We start from the raw sequence: 17,905 nt of genomic DNA on the forward strand, positions 1-17,905 counted from the left end.
CGGGGCCCTAGGCCTCGCCGGGGAACGCGGGACGGAGCACGATCCGCGTCCAGGCGCCCACGTAGATCCGGTCGCCCTCCTCGACCTCGCGGCGCTGCCCGGCGGCGATCGGCGACTGCGGGAGCGGCGCCCCGGCCGGGGCGAGGTACGTGCCGTTCGCCGACTGCAGATCCTCGACCCACCAGCGGTAGCCGTCGGTGCTCAGCTGGCAGTGGCGCCGCGAGACACCGGAGTCGGAGCCGCAGTCCACCTGCGGCGAGATGCCGCGGGAGACGGACGGGCGGCCGACGAGCAGGGTGCGCTCGCGGAGGACGACGGTCGCGGGCGGGCCGGGCGAGGGCATGGGGTCGTCGGCGCGCTGCTCGGCGTACCACTCCGGGTCGACCCAGAGCTCGGCGATCCACGGGCGGTCCGGGTCCGCGGAGGCGGCGGCGGGGCGGGCGGAGCCGGTGGCCGGCGCGGACGCGGCCTCCTCCTCCGACGCTGAGGCCCCGGGTGCCGCGTCGGGGGCTGCGGCCTCGGGTGCAGGGGCCTCCGGGATCACCTCGGTCGGCGGAGCGGCGGGCGGCGCGGTCGCGACGGGGGTGTCGAAGCCGGCCTCCTGCTCCGGGACCAGCTCGGTCGGAGCCGCGGGATCGGCCTGCGGCGCGGGCGCCTCGCCCAGGTGCTGGGCCGGGTCCCCCGACGGCGTCGCGGAGCCGCCGACCTCGCCCGGAGCGCGGACGGCACCGGAGGAGGTGAACGGATCGGCCTCGGGGAGGGAGCCGGTCGTGAAGTCGTAGCCGCAGTTCTCGCAGAACAGGGCGCCGGGCTCGTTCGGGAACGAGCAGTGCGGGCAGACCGAGGGGCCGGTCGGGATCGCGGTGGTCGGCGCGGCGGGAGCGGGCGTCGGGGCCGCAGCGGCACCGATGGGCGCCCCGCAGACGTCGCAGTAGTCGCCGGACTGGGAGGTGTGCCCCTCGGGACAGCGGAAGCTCACTTGCGCACCCGCGTGGTCTTGGTCGACGCGGTGTCCAGCGCCATCTCGTCGAGGCGGTCCACGCCGCGCTTGAGCCGCACGGTGCCCTCGTTCGGGTTGTCGATCTCGACGACCTTCCGCAGCTTCGCGGTCGCCTCGTCGTTCCCGGTGACGGAGGCGAGCTGCACCGCCCGCCCGAGCTTGACCGTGGCGGTCGCCTCGTCGCCCCGCGCCTTGGCTGCGAGCCCGTCCTGGATCGCCGAGGCGAGCTCGGTCTGGCCGGTGTAGTGGGCGACGGCGGGGTCGATGCGGGCGGTCAGGGCGGAGTCGTCCGTCCAGCGCGCCTTCACCAGGGCGGAGGCGACCACCTCGTCGCGCACGCTGAGCTGCACCCGCGCGGCGAGCTGCTCCGAGCCGACCGGCTTCGACGCGACCCGCACCGCCACGTGGTACTCCCGCGACTCGTCGCCCCAGGCGCCGGTCGGGTAGGCGCCGGTGAGCGGGTTCACGGCGTTCCGCCGGGAGCTGAGGTCCTCGAGGTTCGGCGCGACCTGGCGGACGAAGAGCAGCTGCGCGCCCTGCGGAGTCCAGACGCGGAGCTCGCCGTTGGCGACTCCCCGGCCCATCGACGCCCGCATCAGCGACTCGAAGTCGGCGGCCATGTCGGCCGGGTTCGCGATCAGGCCCACGGTGCCCAGCAGGGCGCTCGCGATGGTGCGCGCCTCCTCGACGATCCAGCGGGAGCCGACGCCGCGCACGTCGCACTGGAAGTCGCCCGACGCCGCGCGGATCGCCGCGTCCAGCTGCATCCGCGACTCGTGCTCGTTCTTGCCGTCGGTGAGGAGGATCGCGTGCCGCTGCGTCGCCTCCGGCACGGTCGCGAACAGCTGGCGGGCGAGGGTCAGCCAGGTGCCCATCGCGGTGCCGCCGTCGGCCTGGAGGTAGCCGATCGCCTCCTTCGCCGCGGCTCGCGCCCCCGGCTCCATCCGCACCATCGAGACGGTGGCGTTGGGGTACGGGAAGGCGCGGTCGGCGCGCTCGGACCCGGCCACGACGGCGAAGAAGGTGCCGTCCAGGATCTGGTCGACGGCCACGGCGGCGGCGCGCTTGGCGGCCGTCATGTTCTCGCCGGTCATCGATCCGGAGCAGTCCACGATGATGATCTCGGCCGCGGCCCCGTCGGACCCGGCGACCCCCGTGCCGGACGCGGTCACCGTGACGATGGCGTGCACGTCGGTGGCGCCGTCCGAGAGGAACTCGTTCTGGAAAACACTCGCGCTGAACTCCGCCATTCCGGCAGTTTACGGGGACGCCCGGCCCGAGCGGCCCTCCATCGCCGAGGATCGGCCGGGCATCGCGGCCCGACGCCTGCACGACAGCTGTCGGGGCGGGCGGAGGCGGGTCGAGCGCCGCCGGAGCGCCCCCGTCAAGCCCGCCGCGACCGGACGCCGCCGGTGCCAGGGTGGAGCCGTGCCTCCCTGGACCCTCGCCCTCGCCAGCGGCGCCATCGGCGGCGCCACCCTCCTGATCGGCGCCGCGCTCGCCTGGTTCGTGCGCGTGCCCCCGAAGCTCACCGCCGCGATCTCGGCGTTCGGAGCAGGGGTGCTGATCTCGGCGCTCGCCTACGAGCTCGTGCAGGAAGCGGCGGACGACGGAGGACTGCTCCCGACGATCCTCGGCACGCTCGCGGGAGCCGTCGTCTTCGTCGGCGCGGACGCGCTGCTCACCCGCGCCGGCGCGGGGAACCGCAAGAGCGCGAAGGGCTCGGGCGGAGGAGGAGGCGCGGCCATCGCGGCCGGCGCCCTGATCGACGGGGTCCCCGAATCGATCGTGCTCGGCCTCTCGGTCGCCCAGGGCGGAGCGGGAGCGGCGATCAGCGTGCCCATCGTCGCCGCGGTCGCGATCTCGAACCTCCCCGAGGGCCTGTCCTCGACGGTCGGCATGAAAGCCGACGGCCGCTCCGCCCGCTACGTCTTCACCGTCTGGGGCGGGATCGCCGCGATCTCGGCCGCCGCGGCGCTGGTCGGCTTCCTGGTCTTCGCCACCGCACCGGGCGCGGTCGTGGCCTTCGTGACGACCGTCGCCGCCGGCGCGATCCTCGCCATGATCTCGAACACGATGATCCCCGAGGCGTTCGACCGCGACGACGTGCTCACCGGGCTGTACGCGGTCCTCGGGTTCGTGACGGCGTTCGCCTTGCACAGTGCTGGTTAGGACGCCGCTCCCCGCGCGGCGTCCCGCAGTCGGCTCGAGCGCGCGGCCGGGTCCCGAGGAGCGGGATGCGCACGGCGACGCGGATCCGCTGGAACGCGGATCCCCGGATACGCCTCGCGAGGACGCCGCTGGTTAGGACGCCGCTCCCCGCGCGGCGTCCCGCAGTCGGCCCGAGCGCGCGGCCGGGTCCCGAAGAGCGGCAGGCGCACGGCGACGCGGATCCGCTGGAACGCGGATCCCCGGATACGCCTCGCGAGGTCCCGCAGTCGGCCCGAGCGCGCGGCCGGGTCCCGAAGAGCGGCAGGCGCACGGCGACGCGGATCCGCTGGAACGCGGATCCCCGGATACGCCTCGCGAGGACGCCGCTGGTTAGGACGCCGCTCCCCGCGCGGCGTCCCGCAGTCGGCCCGAGCGCGCGGCCGGGTCCCGAAGAGCGGCAGGCGCACGGCGACGCGGATCCGCTGGAACGCGGATCCCCGGATACGCCTCGCGACGGCGCCGCTGCCTTCGCGGCGTCCCGCAGTCGGCTCCAGCGCGGGGCCGGGTCCCGAGGAGCGGGACGCGCACGGCGACGCGGATCCACTGCACCGCGGATCCCCGGATACGCCTCGCGAGGACGCCGCTGCCTTCGGAACGGAGTGCGGTCAGCCGCTGAAGGCGGTGAGGGCGTCGTCGAGGATGCCGAGGCCGCGGGCGACCTCGGCGGGGGTGATGACGGCCGGCGGGACCACGTGGATCCGGTTGTCGGCGGTGAAGGGCAGGAGGCCGCGGGACAGCAGGTCGGCCTTGAGGCGGGCGACGGAGGCCGCCGGCAGCGGGGTGCGCGCGGCCCGGTCGGTGACCAGCTCCAGGGCCCAGAACACTCCGGAGCCCCGGACCTCGCCGATCAGGTCGTGCTTCGCCTCGAGAGCCGCCAGGCCGGGGGCCAGGTGCTCCGAGCCGATGGTGCGCGCGTTGTCGACGATCCCCTCCTCCTCCATCGCCTCGAGCGTCGCGACGACACTGGCCGCGGCGAGCGGGTGTCCCGAGTAGGTGAGGCCGCCGGGGAAGACGCGCTCGTCGAAGTGGTGGGCGATCGGATCCGAGATGACGACGCCGCCGATCGGGACGTAGCCGGAGTTCACGCCCTTCGCGAAGGTGATCAGATCGGGGCGCACGTCGATGGCGTCGAAGGCGAACCACTCCCCCGTGCGGCCGAAGCCCGCCATGACCTCGTCGAGGATCAGCTGGATGCCGTACCGGTCGGCGATCTCGCGGACACCCGCGAGGTAGCCGGGCGGCGGGGTGAGCACGCCGGCGGTGCCGGGGATGGTCTCGAAGAGGAACGCGGCGATCGACTCCGGCCCCTCCGCCTGCACGACGCGCTCGAGGTGGTGGAGGGCGCGCTCGCACTCCTGCTCGAGGGTCTCGGCCCAGAACTCGCTGCGGTACAGGTAGGGCCCGAAGGCGTGCACGTGCCCGCGGGAGTACTCGTTGGGGATGCGGCGCCAGTCGCCGGTCGAGACGATCGCCGCTCCCGTGTTGCCGTGGTACGAGCGGTACAGCGAGACGACCTTGTCGCGGCCGGTGAACAGCCGCGCCAGGCGGATCGCGTTCTCGTTCGCGTCCGCGCCGCCGTTGGTGAAGAAGACCTTCTCCATGCCCTCGGGCGCCCGCTCGGTGATCAGGCGGGCCGCCTCGGCGCGGGTCTCGTTCGCGTAGGCCGGGCCGACGGTGGTGAGGACGCCCGCCTGCTCCTGGATCGCGGCGACGACCTTCGGGTGCTGGTAGCCGATGGTGACGTTCACGAGCTGGCTCGAGAAGTCGAGGTAGCGGGTGCCGTCGACGTCCCAGACCTCGGCGCCGAGACCGCCCGCGATGGGCAGCGGGTTCAGCGCGCCCTGCGCCGACCAGGAGTGGAACACGCGGGACCGGTCGGCGGCGGTGACCGAGGCGTTGTCGCGGACGGTGGGGGCGGTCGAGGACGTCATGCTCCCCATCGTGCCGCGCGCGCCTCGGAAGCGGGCGTGCGGATCCGTCGATCCGTGGACCCTACGATGGACGGAACGTCGAAGGGAGCCGCGCATGCCCGCGACCGTCCGCGATCTTCTGGCCGAACCGGCCTTCCGCCTCCGCGTGCTCGCCGGCGTCCACGACGAGGCCGACCTCGACGCCCCTCTGGTGTGGGCGCACTCCTCGGACCTCGTCGATCCGACGCCCTGGCTCGAGTCGGGCCAGCTGCTGCTGACCGACGGCGTCCACTTCACCGGGCACGACAGCGCCGAGTTCTCGGAGGAGTACGTCGCCCGGCTGCGCGGCCGCGGCATCCGCGCGCTCGGCTTCGCCACCCGCATCGTGCACGACGAGGTGCCCGCCGCTCTCGTCACGGCGTGCGAGCGTCAGGGCCTGCCCCTGCTGGAGGTGGCGGACCTGACTCCGTTCATGGGGATCATCCGGTTCGTCGCCGACGTGATCTCGCGGGAGCAGCGCGAGCGGCTGGAGTGGTCGCTCGAGGCGCAGCGGCGGGTCGCCCGCGCGGCGCTGCGGCCGGACGGGCTCGCGGCGATCCTCACCGAGCTGGAGCGGCAGCTGGACTGCTGGGTCGCCCTCTACGACGCGGCCGGGCAGAGGGTGCACCTGCCCACCCGGCTCGACGTGCCGGCGGAGGAGGCGGTCGCCGCGGCCGCGAGGCACGCCCTGACCCGCGGCAGCCGAGCGGGACTCCGACTCGACGACGGCGGCGGAGTGACGCTGCAGACGATCGGGCGCCGCGACCACCTGCGCGGGGTGCTCGCCGTGGGCACCGGCACGCCCCTGGACCCGGCGGGCAGCGACCTCGTCGCGAGCGTCATAGCCCTGGCGAGCATCGCGCTGGAGCAGCGGCGGGCGCTGGACTCCTCCCGCCGGCAGCTGCGCTCCGGACTGCTCGAGCTGCTGGCCGCGGGAGCCTTCGACGTCGCCGAGAGCACCGCACGGCGCCTGGGGAGCCCGCTGCCCGCCGAGCCCGTGCGGGTGGTCGTGCTGAGCGCGCCCGTGCACGGCGACTCGCTCCTCGACGAGCTGGAGGTCGTGGCGGAGGAGGACGGCGCGCGCCTGTTCTTCGCCGAGAGGGACGGCTCGCTCGTCGCCGTGGCCGCCGCCGACGGACTCGAGCCGCTGACCGCCGTGCTGGAGCGGCACGGCGCGAGCGCCGGCGCCTCCGCCCCGATCGGCTGGTCGGACCTGGACCGGGGCCTCGAGGAGGCGCGGCGCGCCGCCGAGCGGACAGGAGACGGGCCGGTGGTCCGGTTCGAGGACGTCGCCGCCGAGGGGATGATCGGGCTCCTCGCCGCCGCCGGAGCAGCACCGCTCGCCCGCCGGATGCTCGCACCGCTGCTGACCCCCGAGGGAGCCGTGCTGCTCGACAGCGCCCGCGTCTGGCTCCGCCGCAACGGCGCCTGGGAGCCCGCCGCCCGCGACCTCGGCGTGCACCGTCACACCCTCCGCAACCGCATCACCGCCGTCGAGCGCGCCCTCGCCCTCGACCTCGACGACGTCTCCGCCCGCACCGAGCTCTGGACGGCGCTGCGGCTGCACTCATAGCCGATCTCCTCCTGCGTCGTCGATCGGCCGCGGTCGGCCGGGGAGGGTGGTCGCGCTGGGAAGAGCGGGTCGCGTACCGCGCACGACGATCCGCTCCCACGCGGATCGCCGGTTGCGCAGTGCTCAAGAGTTTCTCTCCTCCTTCGTCGTCGATCGGCCGCGGTCGGCCGGGAAGGGTGGTCGCGCTGGGAAGAGCGGGTCGCGTACCGCGACTGCGAGCGATCGACGACGCCAGGAGGAGAAAGCCTCACGAGCACCGCGAAGCGCAACCGGCGATCCGCGTCCCAGCGGATCGACGTGCGCGGAACGCACGACGCTCTGCAAGACCCGACCACCCTCCCGAGCCGACTGCGGGCGATCGACGACGCCAGGAGGAGAGAGCCTATGAATGCTGCGGGAACCCGAGGTTGATGCCGCCGTGGGAGGGGTCGAGCCAGCGGCTGGTGATGGCCTTCTGCTGGGTGAAGAAGCGGACGCCTTCTGCTCCGTGGGCCTTGGTGTCGCCGAAGAGGGACGCCTTCCAGCCGCCGAAGGAGAACGTGGCGACGGGGACGGGGATGGGGACGTTGATGCCGATCATGCCGACCTCGACCTCGTTCTGGAAGCGACGGGCCGCTCCTCCGTCGTTGGTGAAGATGGCCGTGCCGTTGCCGAACGCGCCGTTGTTGATGAGTGCGACGCCCTCCTCGTAGGAGGCGACGCGGACGATGGAGAGCACCGGTCCGAAGATCTCCTCCGTGTAGGCGCGGGAGGTGGTGGGGACCTTGTCGAGCAGGGTCGGGCCGAGCCAGAACCCGTTCGCGTCGCCGTCCACCTCGATGCCGCGGCCGTCGATGACGACCTCCGCGCCGTCCTCCTCCGCGATCGCGATGTAGGAGGCGACCTTGTCGCGGTGCGCCTCGGTGATCAGCGGGCCCATGTCGCAGCCGCGGCGTCCGTCGCCGATGCGCAGGGTCGCGGCCCGCTCCTGGATCCTGGTGATGAGCTCGTCGGCGACGGGCTCCACCGCGACGACGACCGAGATCGCCATGCACCGCTCGCCCGCCGAGCCGAAACCGGCGTTGATGGCGGAGTCGGCGACGAGATCGAGGTCCGCGTCGGGGAGCACCAGCATGTGGTTCTTCGCCCCACCGAGGGCCTGGACGCGCTTGCCGTGGCGGGTGCCCGTCTCGTAGACGTACTGCGCGATCGGGGTCGAGCCGACGAACGAGATCGAGCGGACGTCGGGGTGCTCGAGCAGCCCGTCGACGGCCTGCTTGTCGCCGTTGAGCACCGTGTAGACGCCGTCGGGGAGGCCGGCCTCCTTCCAGAGGGCGCCGAGCCAGATCGCCGGGGACGGGTCCTTCTCGGAGGGCTTCACCACGACGGTGTTGCCGGCGGCGATGGCGATGGGGAAGAACCACATCGGCACCATCGCGGGGAAGTTGAAGGGAGAGATGATCCCGACCACGCCCAGCGGCTGCTTGGTCGAGTAGACGTCGACGCCGGTGGAGACCTGCTCCGAGTACTCGCCCTTGAGGTGGTGCGCGAGCCCCGTCGCGAACTCCACGACCTCCTGCCCGCGGGTGATCTCGCCCAGCGCGTCCGAGACGACCTTGCCGTGCTCCGACGTGATCAGCTCGGCGAGCTCCTGCTTCTTCGCCTCGAGGAGCTCGCGGAAGCGGAAGACGATCTGCTGCCGCTTCGCGAGCGACGTGTCGCGCCAGGCGGGGAAGGCGGCCTTCGCGGAGGCGACGGCGGCGTCCACCTCGGCGGAGTCGGCGAGCGCGACCTCCTTGGTCGCGACTCCCAGCGCCGGGTCGTAGACGGGAGCGGTGCGGCCGGACGAGGAGGCCGAGGGAGCCCCGTCGATCCAGTGGCCGACGACGGACAGGGCGGTGGCGGGCTCGACGATGCTCATGGCGACGACTGTAGGGGCGTGACCACGGCCGCGGGGGTGCCGATCCGTCCAGCGGTGGAGGGGTGGTCTGGACGGATCGGCGCGCTCAGTCGGCGGGACGGGGGGCGTCGGCGTCGGCGTCGGCGTCGGGCGAAGGGGTGGCCGGGTCGGGGCTCGAGGCGGCGGGGTCGGCCGCGCTCGGGTCCGCAGCACCGGTGTCGGCCGCGCTCGGGCCCGCAGCGCTGGGATTTGCAGCGCCGAGGTCGGCGGCGCCGGTGTCGGCAGCGTCCGGCTCCGCACCGTCGGGATCGGCCCCGGAGTCGGCGGCATCCTGCTCGGCTGTACCGGTCTCCTCACCGTTCACCTCGGCAGCGGACGCTTCAGCCGCACTCTCCGCCGCACCCGCCGGGTCGAACCGCGCCAGCGCGGCCGTGATGTTGTCGTGCCCGCCGCGCTCGTTCGCCCAGGCGACCAGCGCCTCCGCGAGCGTGACCGGATCCGCGCCCACCCTCTCCTGCGCCTCGCGCAGCACGCGCGCGAGGTCCTCGGCGGCGGACGCGTAGTTCCACAGCCCGTCGGAGCAGACCAGCACCCAGCCCGGCTCGGTCAGCTCCTCGGAGGCGACCCGCGGCTCCTCGTCGTGCGCGTCGGCGCCGAGCCAGCGGGTGATGGCGTGAGCGTCGGGCGCCGTCTCGGCCTGCTCCCGCGGCACTCCCGAGGCGATCTGCTCCTGCGCCCACGAATCGTCGACCGTGAGCTGCCGCGGCTCGCCCGCGTCCGGCATCCAGTAGCTGCGGCTGTCGCCCACGTTGCCCGTGACGAGCAGCGCGCCGTCCAGCACCGCCGCGGTGAAGGTGCACGAGGGCGGATTCGACCGCTTCTCGGGCACGGCCGCGTCGATCGCTCCGGAGGCGCGCGCGGTGGCCATCTGCAGCAGCGCGCGCCAGCGGTCCGCTCCCGCGCTCTCCCCGCCGACCTCGGCCTGCAGCGCGCTGAGTGCCGCACGGGCCGCGGCGAGCGACGCCTTGTCGGAGTCGGGGGTCGAGGAGACCCCGTCGCAGACCACCAGCAGCGCCGTCCTCAGAGAGCCGTCGGCGCCGGTGGTCGCCCCGAGCGCCATCGCGTCCTCGTTGGCCGGGTGCCGGAGCCCGCGGTCGCAGACGCCGCCGACCAGCGGGTGCGGCGCTTCGGCCCAGTGCTCGCGCTCGGTCGGAGCGGGGCGTCCGCACTGCTCGCAGTAGCCGTCCTCGGCGACCGCTCCCCCGCAGTAGACGCAGGCGGCGGATCCTCCGACGGCGACGGGCGGAGCGGAGGGGGTGGCCGCGACGATCAGCGGCGTCCCGCAGGCCTCGCAGAACGCGTCGCCGGTCGTGACCGGCTCGCCGCAGTTCGGGCAGGGAGTCGACAGCGCGCCGCTCATGTCAGCGTCCAGCGTCGGACCTCGTTGGCCCGGTCGACGAGGCGCATGCGCTCGTCGCGCTCGCGAGTGGAGGCGGCGAGCGCGCGGTAGGAGGCCTCGAGGCCGTCGCGGATGGCGGCCTCGTTCGCCTCGACTCCGCCGAGGGTCGCTCCCTCGGCCGGGCCGTCGCGCCGCACCAGCTCGAGGGCGGAGGCGAGGACCTGGGTCGTGAGCTCGAGGCGGGTCCGCTGGTCGATCGACACGGAGTCGACGCTCGCGAGGGCGGCCGAGAGCGCGGGCAGCCCGCGGCCCGACTCCGCCAGCAGCTCCGCCCGGCGGCGGCGCGCGTCGGAGTAGGAGGAGCGCGTGGGCGCGACGATGTCGAGCGCGTCGAGCGCCCCGTCGAGGTCGGAGCGCAGCTGCCGCACCCGGGCGAGACCGAAGGCGGCGGGTGCCGTGTAGTTCGCGTCGGCGCGGGCGCAGATCACGTAGAGGGACTCGGCGACCTCGGGCTCACCGCTCGCCTCGCACGCCGCGGCGAGCGCGAGCTTCGGGGCGAGCTCGCCGGGGACCTGCCCGTAGACGGTGTTGAAGGAGGCGCGGGCCCCGATGTCGTCGCCGCGCGCGAGCTGCGCGAGACCGCTCATCCAGACCGCCCGCCACTCCCACGGGTCCTCCGTGAGGATCTCGCCCGTCGCGCGGGCCGCCTCCTCCCAGCGCTGCGCCTCGATCGCCGCCCGGGCGCGGGCGAGCCTCACCTCGACCGTCACGGTGGGCGCGAGCGCGAGAGCGCGCAGGCGCACGATCGGGTCGGCGACGTTCACGCCCGCGAGCCACGACCGGGCGGGATCGGACTCGTCGCGGCGGAGCGCCGGCAGCGCGTCCCACGGCGGGACGCGGTCGACCACGTCGGCCACGGGCGCCTCGAACAGGGCCGACTCCGTCGAGTGCAGCGCGGGGTGTCCGGGACCGCGATCGGTCGCGACGACCTCGCGCAGCACTCCGAGCAGCTGGCCGCGCATCTCGTCCACCGTGGCGAAGCGGTCCTGCGGGTCGGGAGCGCATGCCTTCGCGATCAGGCGGTAGAAGGAGTCGTAGCGCTGGAACAGCGGCGTCTCCGACACGGGCGGCAGCGAGGCGACGAAGGTCGTCTGGTTGCCGCGGAAGTCGAGCACCAGCGAGGCCAGCGTTCGGCCGATCGTGTAGACGTCGGAGGCGACCGAGGGACCGAGGTCGGCGACCTCCGGGGCCTGGTAGCCGACGGTGCCGTAGATGGCGGAGTCCTCGTCGTCGATCCGGCGCACTCCGCCGAGGTCGATCAGCTTGACCTGGTCGCCCACCTGGATCATGTTGTCCGGCTTGAAGTCGCAGTAGAGCAGGCCGTGGTCGTGCAGGTAGGCGAAGGCGGGCATGACCTCGAGCACGAAGGCGAGCGCCTGGTCCACCGGCAGCGGATCTGCGGCGCCGCCGTTGGCGTCCAGCCGCTCCTTCAGGATCTGCTTGAGGCTCGGCCCGCCGACGTACTCCATCACGATGTAGCCGGCGCCGTCGTGCAGGACGAAGTTGTAGATCTCGACGATCAGCGGGTGCTCGACCTCGGCCAGGAATCGGCGCTCGGTGACGGCCGCCGCGTACGCATCGGGGTCGCCGGAGTTGAGCAGGCCCTTGAGCACCACCCAGCGCCCCGAGACGTTCCGGTCGCGCGCGAGGTAGATCCAGCCGAGGCCGCCGTAGGCCAGGCAGCCGACGACCTCGTACTGGCCGCCGACCACGTCGCCCTTCACCAGCTGCGGTGTGAACGAGAACGGCGTGCGGCAGTTGGGGCAGAACCCCTCCGTGCGGCCGGGCCGACCGTCGCGCCCGCGGCCGACGGCGGTGCCGCAGTGCGAGCAGAAGCGCTTGCGCTCGGGGAGGACCGCCTCGGTCATCAGAGCGGCCATCGGGTCGGCGGCCGGGCGGGACGGGACGGTGGTGAGCCCGGCGCCGAGCCTCGGGCCGCGCAGTCGGGTCGAGGTGGTGCCGACGCGGCGGGTGACCTTCGAGCCGGTCTGCGCCGTGCGGGCGGAGCCGAGGGCGGCGGTGGCGAGGCGGGCGGAGGAGGTGCGCGTGCTGCGCGCGGTGGCCGACTCCTCCGCGGGCCCGGGTGCCGTGGCGCCGGGGGTGCCCTCGACGAAGCCGGTGCCGAAGGCGGCGGAGGCGGTGGCCGGCGGGGAGGCCGGAGCGGCGCGACGCGCGGTCGGCGTGGAGGCGGCGGCACCCTCCTCGGGCGGGAGGCCGCAGACGTTGCAGTAGCCGTCCTCGATCGTCCCGGTGCAGCCGGGAGTCGCGGTGCAAGGGGCGCCGTTCATGGGGTGGCCTTCCGGTGATGCGCGGGGTCGGGGTGCGGGAGGTCGCGGGTGACGACGTCGTACTGCTCGACCAGGTGGCGGGCGAGCGGGACGGAGCAGGGCACCGCGTCGAGAGCGGCGCGCACCTCCTCCTCGGCCGCGACGCCGACGGCGGTGGCAGCGCGGCCGTTGCCCTCGGCACGCTCCCGCAGCGCCCGGAGGCGGAAGCCGAGGGCGGCCCGTTCGCGCAGCGGCGAGGTGTAGGCGGCCTCGACCGCGTCGAACGCGCGGCCGACGGCGGTCAGGCGGGCGAGGTGCGCGTCGAGCGCCTCGCGGTCGGACGGAGGATCGCCCAGCCGGGAGACGTCGGGCACGGCCAGCCGTGGCGGGTCGGCGATCTCGCGGCGGCAGCGGGCCACGAGCTCGCGCAGCGGCGCCTCGCGGCGCTCGGCCGCCTCCGCCAGCTCGCGCGCCCGACGGCGGTCGCGCTCGAGTCCGCGCCGCTCGGACGCGGCGATGATCAGGTCGCGCTCGAGCCGGGCGGAGTCGCTCTCGAGCTGGCCGAGCGGCCCCGACACGTCGGCTCCCCGACCCGCCCGCTCGGCGAGCGCGTCGAGGCGGGAGCGCAGCACGGCGACCCGCTCCGCCCGCTCGCGGTCGACCGTGCCGCCGCCGTCACGGGTGAGGTCGCGGCAGCGCTCGATCTCGGCGCGCACCCCCACGATCCGTCCGGCGACGTCGGTGCCGCTGGGGTCGAGCTCGAGCCGGGAGCGCAGCTGGCCGACGACCGCGTCGCAGAGGCGCACCGCCTCCACCAGCGAGACCGCGCCGCTCCCGGAGGCGTCGAGACGGCCCCAGATCAGCTGCGACATCCGCTCGCGCGCCACGACGTCGACGCGGCCGGAGTCCCAGACCGCCTCGAGCTCGGCCAGGCGCCGGGTGACGGACTCGCGGAGCGACTGGGCGAGCACCACGTCGGCCGTGTAGTTCTCGGCCTGCGGCGACGCCAGCGCGGCGGCGTCGAGCCGCGAGAGCTCGCGCGTGGTCCGCTGCAGCCAGCGGGTGAGAGCGGCGAGGTACTCGAAGAGCTCGCGCTGCGGCGCGGCCTCCCCCAGCCGGCCCGGAGCGACGGGCGTTCCCTCCGCGAGACCGGTGCTCATCGGCCGTACACCGGGGCCGGCGGCGAGGCCTCGCCGAGGACCCCGAGCCAGCGATCGTAGATGCTCTGCCAGCGGCCGTCGCTGCGGATGCTCTCGAGCGAGGCGTTGACGAAGCGCACGAAGTCGGGGTCGTCGGCGGGCAGGCCGAGGCCGTAGGGCTCCGAGCTCAGGGCGTCGCCGACGACCTTCGCGTAAGGGTCCTGCGCCACGAAGCCCGCGAGGATCGTGTCGTCGCCCGCGATGGCGTCGACCTCTCCTGCCTGGAAGAGGGCGAGGCACTGCGAGTGCGTGGCGGCCTCGACGGCCTCGACCTCCGGGTAGTCGTTCTGCAGGCGGCTGAGCGTCGTGGTGCCGCTGGGCGCGCAGACCCTCTCGCCGTCGAGGTCGCCGATGCCCGTGATCGGGACTCCGTCGGGGTCGTCGGAGACGAGCACCTTGAGGCCGGCGTCGTAGTACTCGGACGAGAAGGCGATCGAGCTCCAGCGGTCGCAGGTCATCGTGAGGGTGCGGGCCACCATGTCGACCTGCGGGGCGCCGTCGCCGCCGGTGAGCGCGGGGAGGCGCTGAGCGGAGGTGATCACGACGTAGTCGATGGAGTCGCTGCCGAGGATCGCCCGGGCGACCTCGCGGGCGATGTCGACGTCGAAGCCCTCGATCGCCCCCGTGATCGGGTTGCGGGCGCTCATCAGGAGGGTGTCGGCCGAGACGCCGACGCGCAGGGTCCCGCGCCCGCGGATCTCCGCGAGCCTGGTGCTGTCGGTCACGCCGGTCGGCGCGTAGGAGGTGACCGCCGAGGGCGAGCAGTCCGCCGCGGCCGGAGCGGCGGGAGCGGTCGCGCTCGCCGTCGGAGTCGGGGTCGCCGCGGCGAGGGGCGTGCCGAGGTCGTCCGCCCCCGTCGTGCAGCCGGTGAGGGCGAGTGCCGCGGCGGTGGCCAGGGCGAGGGCGGCGGCGCGCAGGCGGTTCATCGGTACTCCTCCAGTCGCTGGGCTATGCCGCGCCAGGCGAACACGGCTCCGGCGAGACCGGCCGCCAGCAGGATCCACGAGACGAGGGTCGCGAACTCCGCACCTCTGTCGAGCGTGGTGGCGGCGGCCAGGGCCTTCTCCTGCACCACGTCGCGGGCGTCGTCGGAGAAGGTGGTGAAGAGGTCGTTCGGCGTGCCGTTCCCGGTGATCGTGGCGACGCGGACGGCCTGGTCCCAGTTCCCGGCGTCGTCCGCGGCGCGGATCTCCTCGTGGAACAACTGCCACTGCCCGAACTCGTCGACGAGCCGCGTCCTCGCCAGCTCGTCCTGCAGGTCGCCCGAGAGCTTCTCCCGGGCGGAGTCGACGGCCTGGGTGTAGCGCTCCTCGAGGGCGGCGCCGGAGCCGCGCTTGATCAGCGTGAAGCTCTCGAGCGACTTGGCGTCGCTCGCGGCGATGAGCGCGTTCGACACGGTGAGCGCCTCGCGGTAGGACTCGACCCGCGCCGTCCCCGCGTCCGCCGCGACCGATCCGTAGGCGAGCGCCCCGCCGACGCCGACGACCAGCAGGAGGGCGGTCCCCGTGGCGAGCGGGCGGTTGAGGTAGCGGTGCGTGCGGCGGGCGAGCCAGAGCTGCGCCGCCAGGAGGAGGACCAGCATCACGAGCGAGCCGATCATGAGCAGGACGCTCCAGCGGACGGCGTCGTAGGCGGCCGCGACCCGGTCGGCGCCGGAGTCGACGAGCCCGTCGAGGTCCTCGAGGATGCCGCCGTCTCCCGAGAGGGCCGTCGACGCCTGGTCGAGGTACGCCGAGGCGACGGGGAAGCCCTGCCGGTTGTTGGCTCGCGCCTGCTCGATCAGCCCGCTGTAGGTCGTGATGCTGCTGGCGACCCGGGCGAGGGCCCGGGTGTCCGCCGAGTCGGCTGCCGAGAGCCCGGCGATCGCGGAGGCGGCGCCGGTGAGGCTCGAGACGTACGACGCCCGCAGCTCGGTCGGCTCCAGTCCGCCGACGAGGAAGGTGTTGGCCGCGATCGCGTTGGCGTCCACCAGCAGCGTGCGGACGTTCTGCACGCCGAGCAGCTGCGCCGACTGCTCCCGGGCCGTGGTCGCGGCGCGCGCCTGCATCGCTCCTGCCTGCTGCGCGAACACGCCGAACAGCACGGCCGCCAGCGCCGTCAGGGCGAGCAGGAGGCGCAGGGTGGCCGGAGTGGTCGCGGTCGCGCGGGCCAGCAGCGACGGCTTCCGCTGCGCCGGCCGGTTGGCGACCTGGACGAGGGGCGGCTCGGGGATCCTCTGCGCGGGCGGCGCGGCGGGTGCGGTGCTCAACGGCTCTCCTCCTCGGGGTCGTCGGTGACGGGGACGGCCGTGCCGCTCGGGGCGGCGTCCGCCTGCCCGAAGGCCTCCTCAGAGCCGTCGACCGCGCCCTCGTCGTCGTCGCCGGCTCCGTCCGGGCTGCTCGAGGCTTCGGGGCTCTCCACCACGTCCTCGGGGAGCAGGATGCGCAGCTCGTCGAGCGTCGGCTCCTCCACGTCGCGGAGGCGCCAGGCGTGCCGGGCGATCGCCGCGTCGAGGACGTTGCGGACCCAGCGCCCGTTGCCGAACGCCTCCGTGCGCTGCTGCGCCGAGGCGAGGCCCGCGAACGCGGCGAGCGCCTCCTCCGTCGGCTCGAAGTCCGCGGAGGCGGCGAGGCGGCCGAAGATCGCCGAGAGCTCGTCGTCGGAGTAGTCGGCGAAGTCGATCGTGGTCGAGAAGCGGCTGGCGAGTCCCGGGTTCGTGTCGAGGAAGCCCTGCATCGGCCCGGAGTAGCCGGCGACGATCACGACGAGGTCGCCGCGGTGGTCCTCCATGTCCTTCACGAGGGTGGTGACCGCCTCCGCGCCGTACTGGTCGAGCGCGAGCGCGTAGGCCTCGTCGATGAAGAGGACGCCGCCGCGCGCGGAGGCGATCACCTCCGCGGTCTTCGTCGCGGTCTGCCCGAGGTAGCCGGCCACCAGCTCCGATCGGTCGACCTCGACGAGCACGCCCTTCGAGAGGATGCCGAGCGAGCGGTAGATCCGCGAGACCAGCCGCGCCACCGTCGTCTTGCCCGTGCCGGGGTTCCCCGTGAAGACGAGGTGGCGGGTGAGCGTGGGCGTGCTGAGTCCGGCGGCCTGGCGCAGGGTGTCGATCCGGAGCAGCTGCGTCTGCCGCTTGATCTCGCTCTTCACCCGGTCGAGGCCGATCAGCGCGTCGAGCTCGGCGAGCAGGTCGTCCATGGACTCCGGCGGGTCGAGCGGCTCCGGCTCGGAGGCGGGCTCCGCGGCGGGAGCGGCGGCGGGCGCCGGCTCGTCCTGCGGACCGTCGTGCTCGGTCCGGCGGAGGCGCTCGAGGATCTCGTCGACCCCGGGCACGCCGGCGGGCAGACCGGTCGGCAGGTCGGCGCTCGCGGCACCGTCCGGCGTCCGGCCGGTCGTGTGCGGTACTCCTCCGCTCGTCGTCGGAGCGGCGCCCCGGGCGCCCGGGACGGCGGAGAGCTGGGCCGCGGCGGTCGCGGAGGCGGAGGCGATGCCGCCGATGCCCGGGTCGCCGAGAGCGCTGGCCGCCGAGACGACCTCGGTCAGGGCGCGGGCGTAGGCCGAGGCGTGGTGCGAGCCCGCGCCGACCAGGGCGGCCAGCTGATCGGTCGGCCCCGACCGCCAGCGCCGGCCGCTCGAGGCGGCGGTGAAGAACGCCTCCAGACCGCCCGTCGCGCCGGTCGCGGCGAGCCAGTCCTGCCCGGCGCCGCGGATCGACTCGGCGACGGCGGCGGCCAGCCGCGCACCCTCGTCGCGGACGGCCGCGGCGTCGAGGCCGGCGGCCGTCCCCGCGAGCACGAGGGCGTCCAGCGCCGGGGCGAGCGCGGTCACGAGGCGCTCGGCGGGGTCAGCGAGCCGGATCCGGACGGCGCTCCCGGCTGCGGAGGCGCGTCGAGACCGCTCGGGGAGAGCGAGGACTCCGTGAACTTCTCGGCCAGGAACTGCCCGTGCGCGATCAGCGCCGAGGCGTCCTGCCGCGAGACGGCGTCCGAGATGCGGTCGAGCGTGCCTCCGAGGAGGTCGAGCTGGTCGCAGAGGATCATCAGCGAGGTCTTCCCCCTGTGCACGGCGCGGCGGTCGGCGAAGTCCCTCGGCAGGCGGAGGTAGCCCTCCACCGCCTCGGGGAGGTAGCTGGTCGCGGTCGCGACGACGGTGTGGCCCTGCCGGCTCATCCCGCCGAGGCGGTCGAGACGGGGCACCATCTCGCGGACCGTCTCGTCGATCCGCTGGATACGCGCCGCGACGATGCCGGGCACCCGGCCCTCCGTCCGCGTGCCGACCCGGTCGAGCGCCGCGAGGATGTCCTCGCTCGTCGGGACGCTCGGCAGAGCGGGCGCGGTCTCCTCCGGCGCCGCGGGGGCACCCGTGAACAGTCGGGAGAACCAGCCCATC

13 protein-coding genes are annotated in these 17,905 nt (G+C 74.5%); 2 read left to right on the top strand and 11 right to left on the bottom strand.

All coding sequences use genetic code 11. The annotated features are described in order from the left end of the window. Nucleotides 1-7: 7 nt before the first annotated feature. On the bottom strand, nucleotides 8-979 hold the full coding sequence (locus C5D66_RS10695; RefSeq protein WP_104256495.1) for an FHA domain-containing protein: 972 nt from the start codon (nucleotides 977-979) through the stop codon (nucleotides 8-10). Beyond that, entirely contained in the window at nucleotides 976-2,250 is a 1,275-nt protein-coding gene (locus tag C5D66_RS10700; RefSeq protein WP_104238603.1) for a VWA domain-containing protein, read from the bottom strand. Before C5D66_RS10700 ends, C5D66_RS10695 begins: the two co-directional genes overlap by 4 nt. Nucleotides 2,251-2,428: 178 nt before the next feature. Here C5D66_RS10700 and C5D66_RS10705 point away from each other — a divergent pair, with 178 nt between their 5' ends. Beyond that, entirely contained in the window at nucleotides 2,429-3,172 is a 744-nt protein-coding gene (locus C5D66_RS10705; protein ID WP_104223842.1) for a ZIP family metal transporter, read from the top strand. 644 nt (nucleotides 3,173-3,816) lie between these two features. On the opposite strand, the gene C5D66_RS10710 is transcribed toward C5D66_RS10705, so the two are convergent. Beyond that, a complete protein-coding gene (locus C5D66_RS10710) occupies nucleotides 3,817-5,142 on the bottom strand; it encodes an aspartate aminotransferase family protein (RefSeq protein ID WP_104256494.1) in 1,326 nt (441 codons plus the stop codon). Between the two features lie 94 nt (nucleotides 5,143-5,236). Here C5D66_RS10710 and C5D66_RS10715 point away from each other — a divergent pair, with 94 nt between their 5' ends. Continuing rightward, entirely contained in the window at nucleotides 5,237-6,733 is a 1,497-nt protein-coding gene (locus tag C5D66_RS10715; protein WP_181067897.1) for a PucR family transcriptional regulator, read from the top strand. A 382-nt stretch (nucleotides 6,734-7,115) separates the two neighbouring features. Here the strand turns inward: C5D66_RS10715 and C5D66_RS10720 are convergent, their stop codons facing one another. The 8 genes from C5D66_RS10720 to C5D66_RS10755 form a co-directional block, all read right to left on the bottom strand. Then, nucleotides 7,116-8,633, bottom strand: a complete 1,518-nt coding sequence (locus tag C5D66_RS10720) for a CoA-acylating methylmalonate-semialdehyde dehydrogenase (RefSeq protein ID WP_104255298.1) — start codon at nucleotides 8,631-8,633, stop codon at nucleotides 7,116-7,118. Nucleotides 8,634-8,718: 85 nt separating this feature from the next. Continuing rightward, nucleotides 8,719-10,032, bottom strand: a complete 1,314-nt coding sequence (locus C5D66_RS10725; RefSeq protein WP_219814263.1) for a PP2C family serine/threonine-protein phosphatase — start codon at nucleotides 10,030-10,032, stop codon at nucleotides 8,719-8,721. After that, nucleotides 10,029-12,359, bottom strand: a complete 2,331-nt coding sequence (locus tag C5D66_RS10730; protein WP_104255299.1) for a serine/threonine-protein kinase — start codon at nucleotides 12,357-12,359, stop codon at nucleotides 10,029-10,031. The genes C5D66_RS10725 and C5D66_RS10730 overlap by 4 nt, the downstream gene beginning before the upstream one ends. Beyond that, on the bottom strand, nucleotides 12,356-13,498 hold the full coding sequence (locus C5D66_RS10735; protein WP_104255300.1) for a hypothetical protein: 1,143 nt from the start codon (nucleotides 13,496-13,498) through the stop codon (nucleotides 12,356-12,358). Before C5D66_RS10735 ends, C5D66_RS10730 begins: the two co-directional genes overlap by 4 nt. Continuing rightward, complete coding sequence (locus tag C5D66_RS10740; protein ID WP_104255301.1) at nucleotides 13,495-14,463, bottom strand: glutamate ABC transporter substrate-binding protein; 969 nt, start codon at nucleotides 14,461-14,463, stop codon at nucleotides 13,495-13,497. Before C5D66_RS10740 ends, C5D66_RS10735 begins: the two co-directional genes overlap by 4 nt. Then, nucleotides 14,460-15,785 carry a hypothetical protein gene (locus tag C5D66_RS10745; RefSeq protein ID WP_104255302.1) on the bottom strand — a complete coding sequence of 442 codons (1,326 nt, stop codon included), beginning with the start codon at nucleotides 15,783-15,785 and terminating at the stop codon, nucleotides 14,460-14,462. Before C5D66_RS10745 ends, C5D66_RS10740 begins: the two co-directional genes overlap by 4 nt. After that, nucleotides 15,782-17,344 carry an AAA family ATPase gene (locus tag C5D66_RS10750; RefSeq protein ID WP_104255303.1) on the bottom strand — a complete coding sequence of 521 codons (1,563 nt, stop codon included), beginning with the start codon at nucleotides 17,342-17,344 and terminating at the stop codon, nucleotides 15,782-15,784. Before C5D66_RS10750 ends, C5D66_RS10745 begins: the two co-directional genes overlap by 4 nt. Beyond that, nucleotides 17,341-17,904: a hypothetical protein gene (locus C5D66_RS10755; protein WP_104223834.1), complete on the bottom strand. Its 564-nt coding sequence runs from the start codon at nucleotides 17,902-17,904 to the stop codon at nucleotides 17,341-17,343. The genes C5D66_RS10750 and C5D66_RS10755 overlap by 4 nt, the downstream gene beginning before the upstream one ends. Between the last annotated feature and the right edge of the window lies 1 nt (nucleotide 17,905).

This window comes from Rathayibacter sp. AY1B4 (assembly GCF_002932815.1).
In the GTDB taxonomy this organism is placed as follows: domain Bacteria; phylum Actinomycetota; class Actinomycetes; order Actinomycetales; family Microbacteriaceae; genus Rathayibacter.

Bases quoted from the DNA above. Each gene is read 5' to 3' on its own strand.
- C5D66_RS10755 (WP_104223834.1), bottom strand. From the start codon at position 17,904: ATGGGCTGGTTCTCCCGACTGTTCACGGGTGCCCCCGCGGCGCCGGAG.
- C5D66_RS10735 (WP_104255300.1), bottom strand. From the start codon at position 13,498: ATGAGCACCGGTCTCGCGGAGGGAACGCCCGTCGCTCCGGGCCGGCTG.
- C5D66_RS10740 (WP_104255301.1), bottom strand. From the start codon at position 14,463: ATGAACCGCCTGCGCGCCGCCGCCCTCGCCCTGGCCACCGCCGCGGCA.
- C5D66_RS10715 (WP_181067897.1), top strand. From the start codon at position 5,237: ATGCCCGCGACCGTCCGCGATCTTCTGGCCGAACCGGCCTTCCGCCTC.
- C5D66_RS10720 (WP_104255298.1), bottom strand. From the start codon at position 8,633: ATGAGCATCGTCGAGCCCGCCACCGCCCTGTCCGTCGTCGGCCACTGG.
- C5D66_RS10730 (WP_104255299.1), bottom strand. From the start codon at position 12,359: ATGAACGGCGCCCCTTGCACCGCGACTCCCGGCTGCACCGGGACGATC.
- C5D66_RS10725 (WP_219814263.1), bottom strand. From the start codon at position 10,032: ATGAGCGGCGCGCTGTCGACTCCCTGCCCGAACTGCGGCGAGCCGGTC.
- C5D66_RS10700 (WP_104238603.1), bottom strand. From the start codon at position 2,250: ATGGCGGAGTTCAGCGCGAGTGTTTTCCAGAACGAGTTCCTCTCGGAC.
- C5D66_RS10710 (WP_104256494.1), bottom strand. From the start codon at position 5,142: ATGACGTCCTCGACCGCCCCCACCGTCCGCGACAACGCCTCGGTCACC.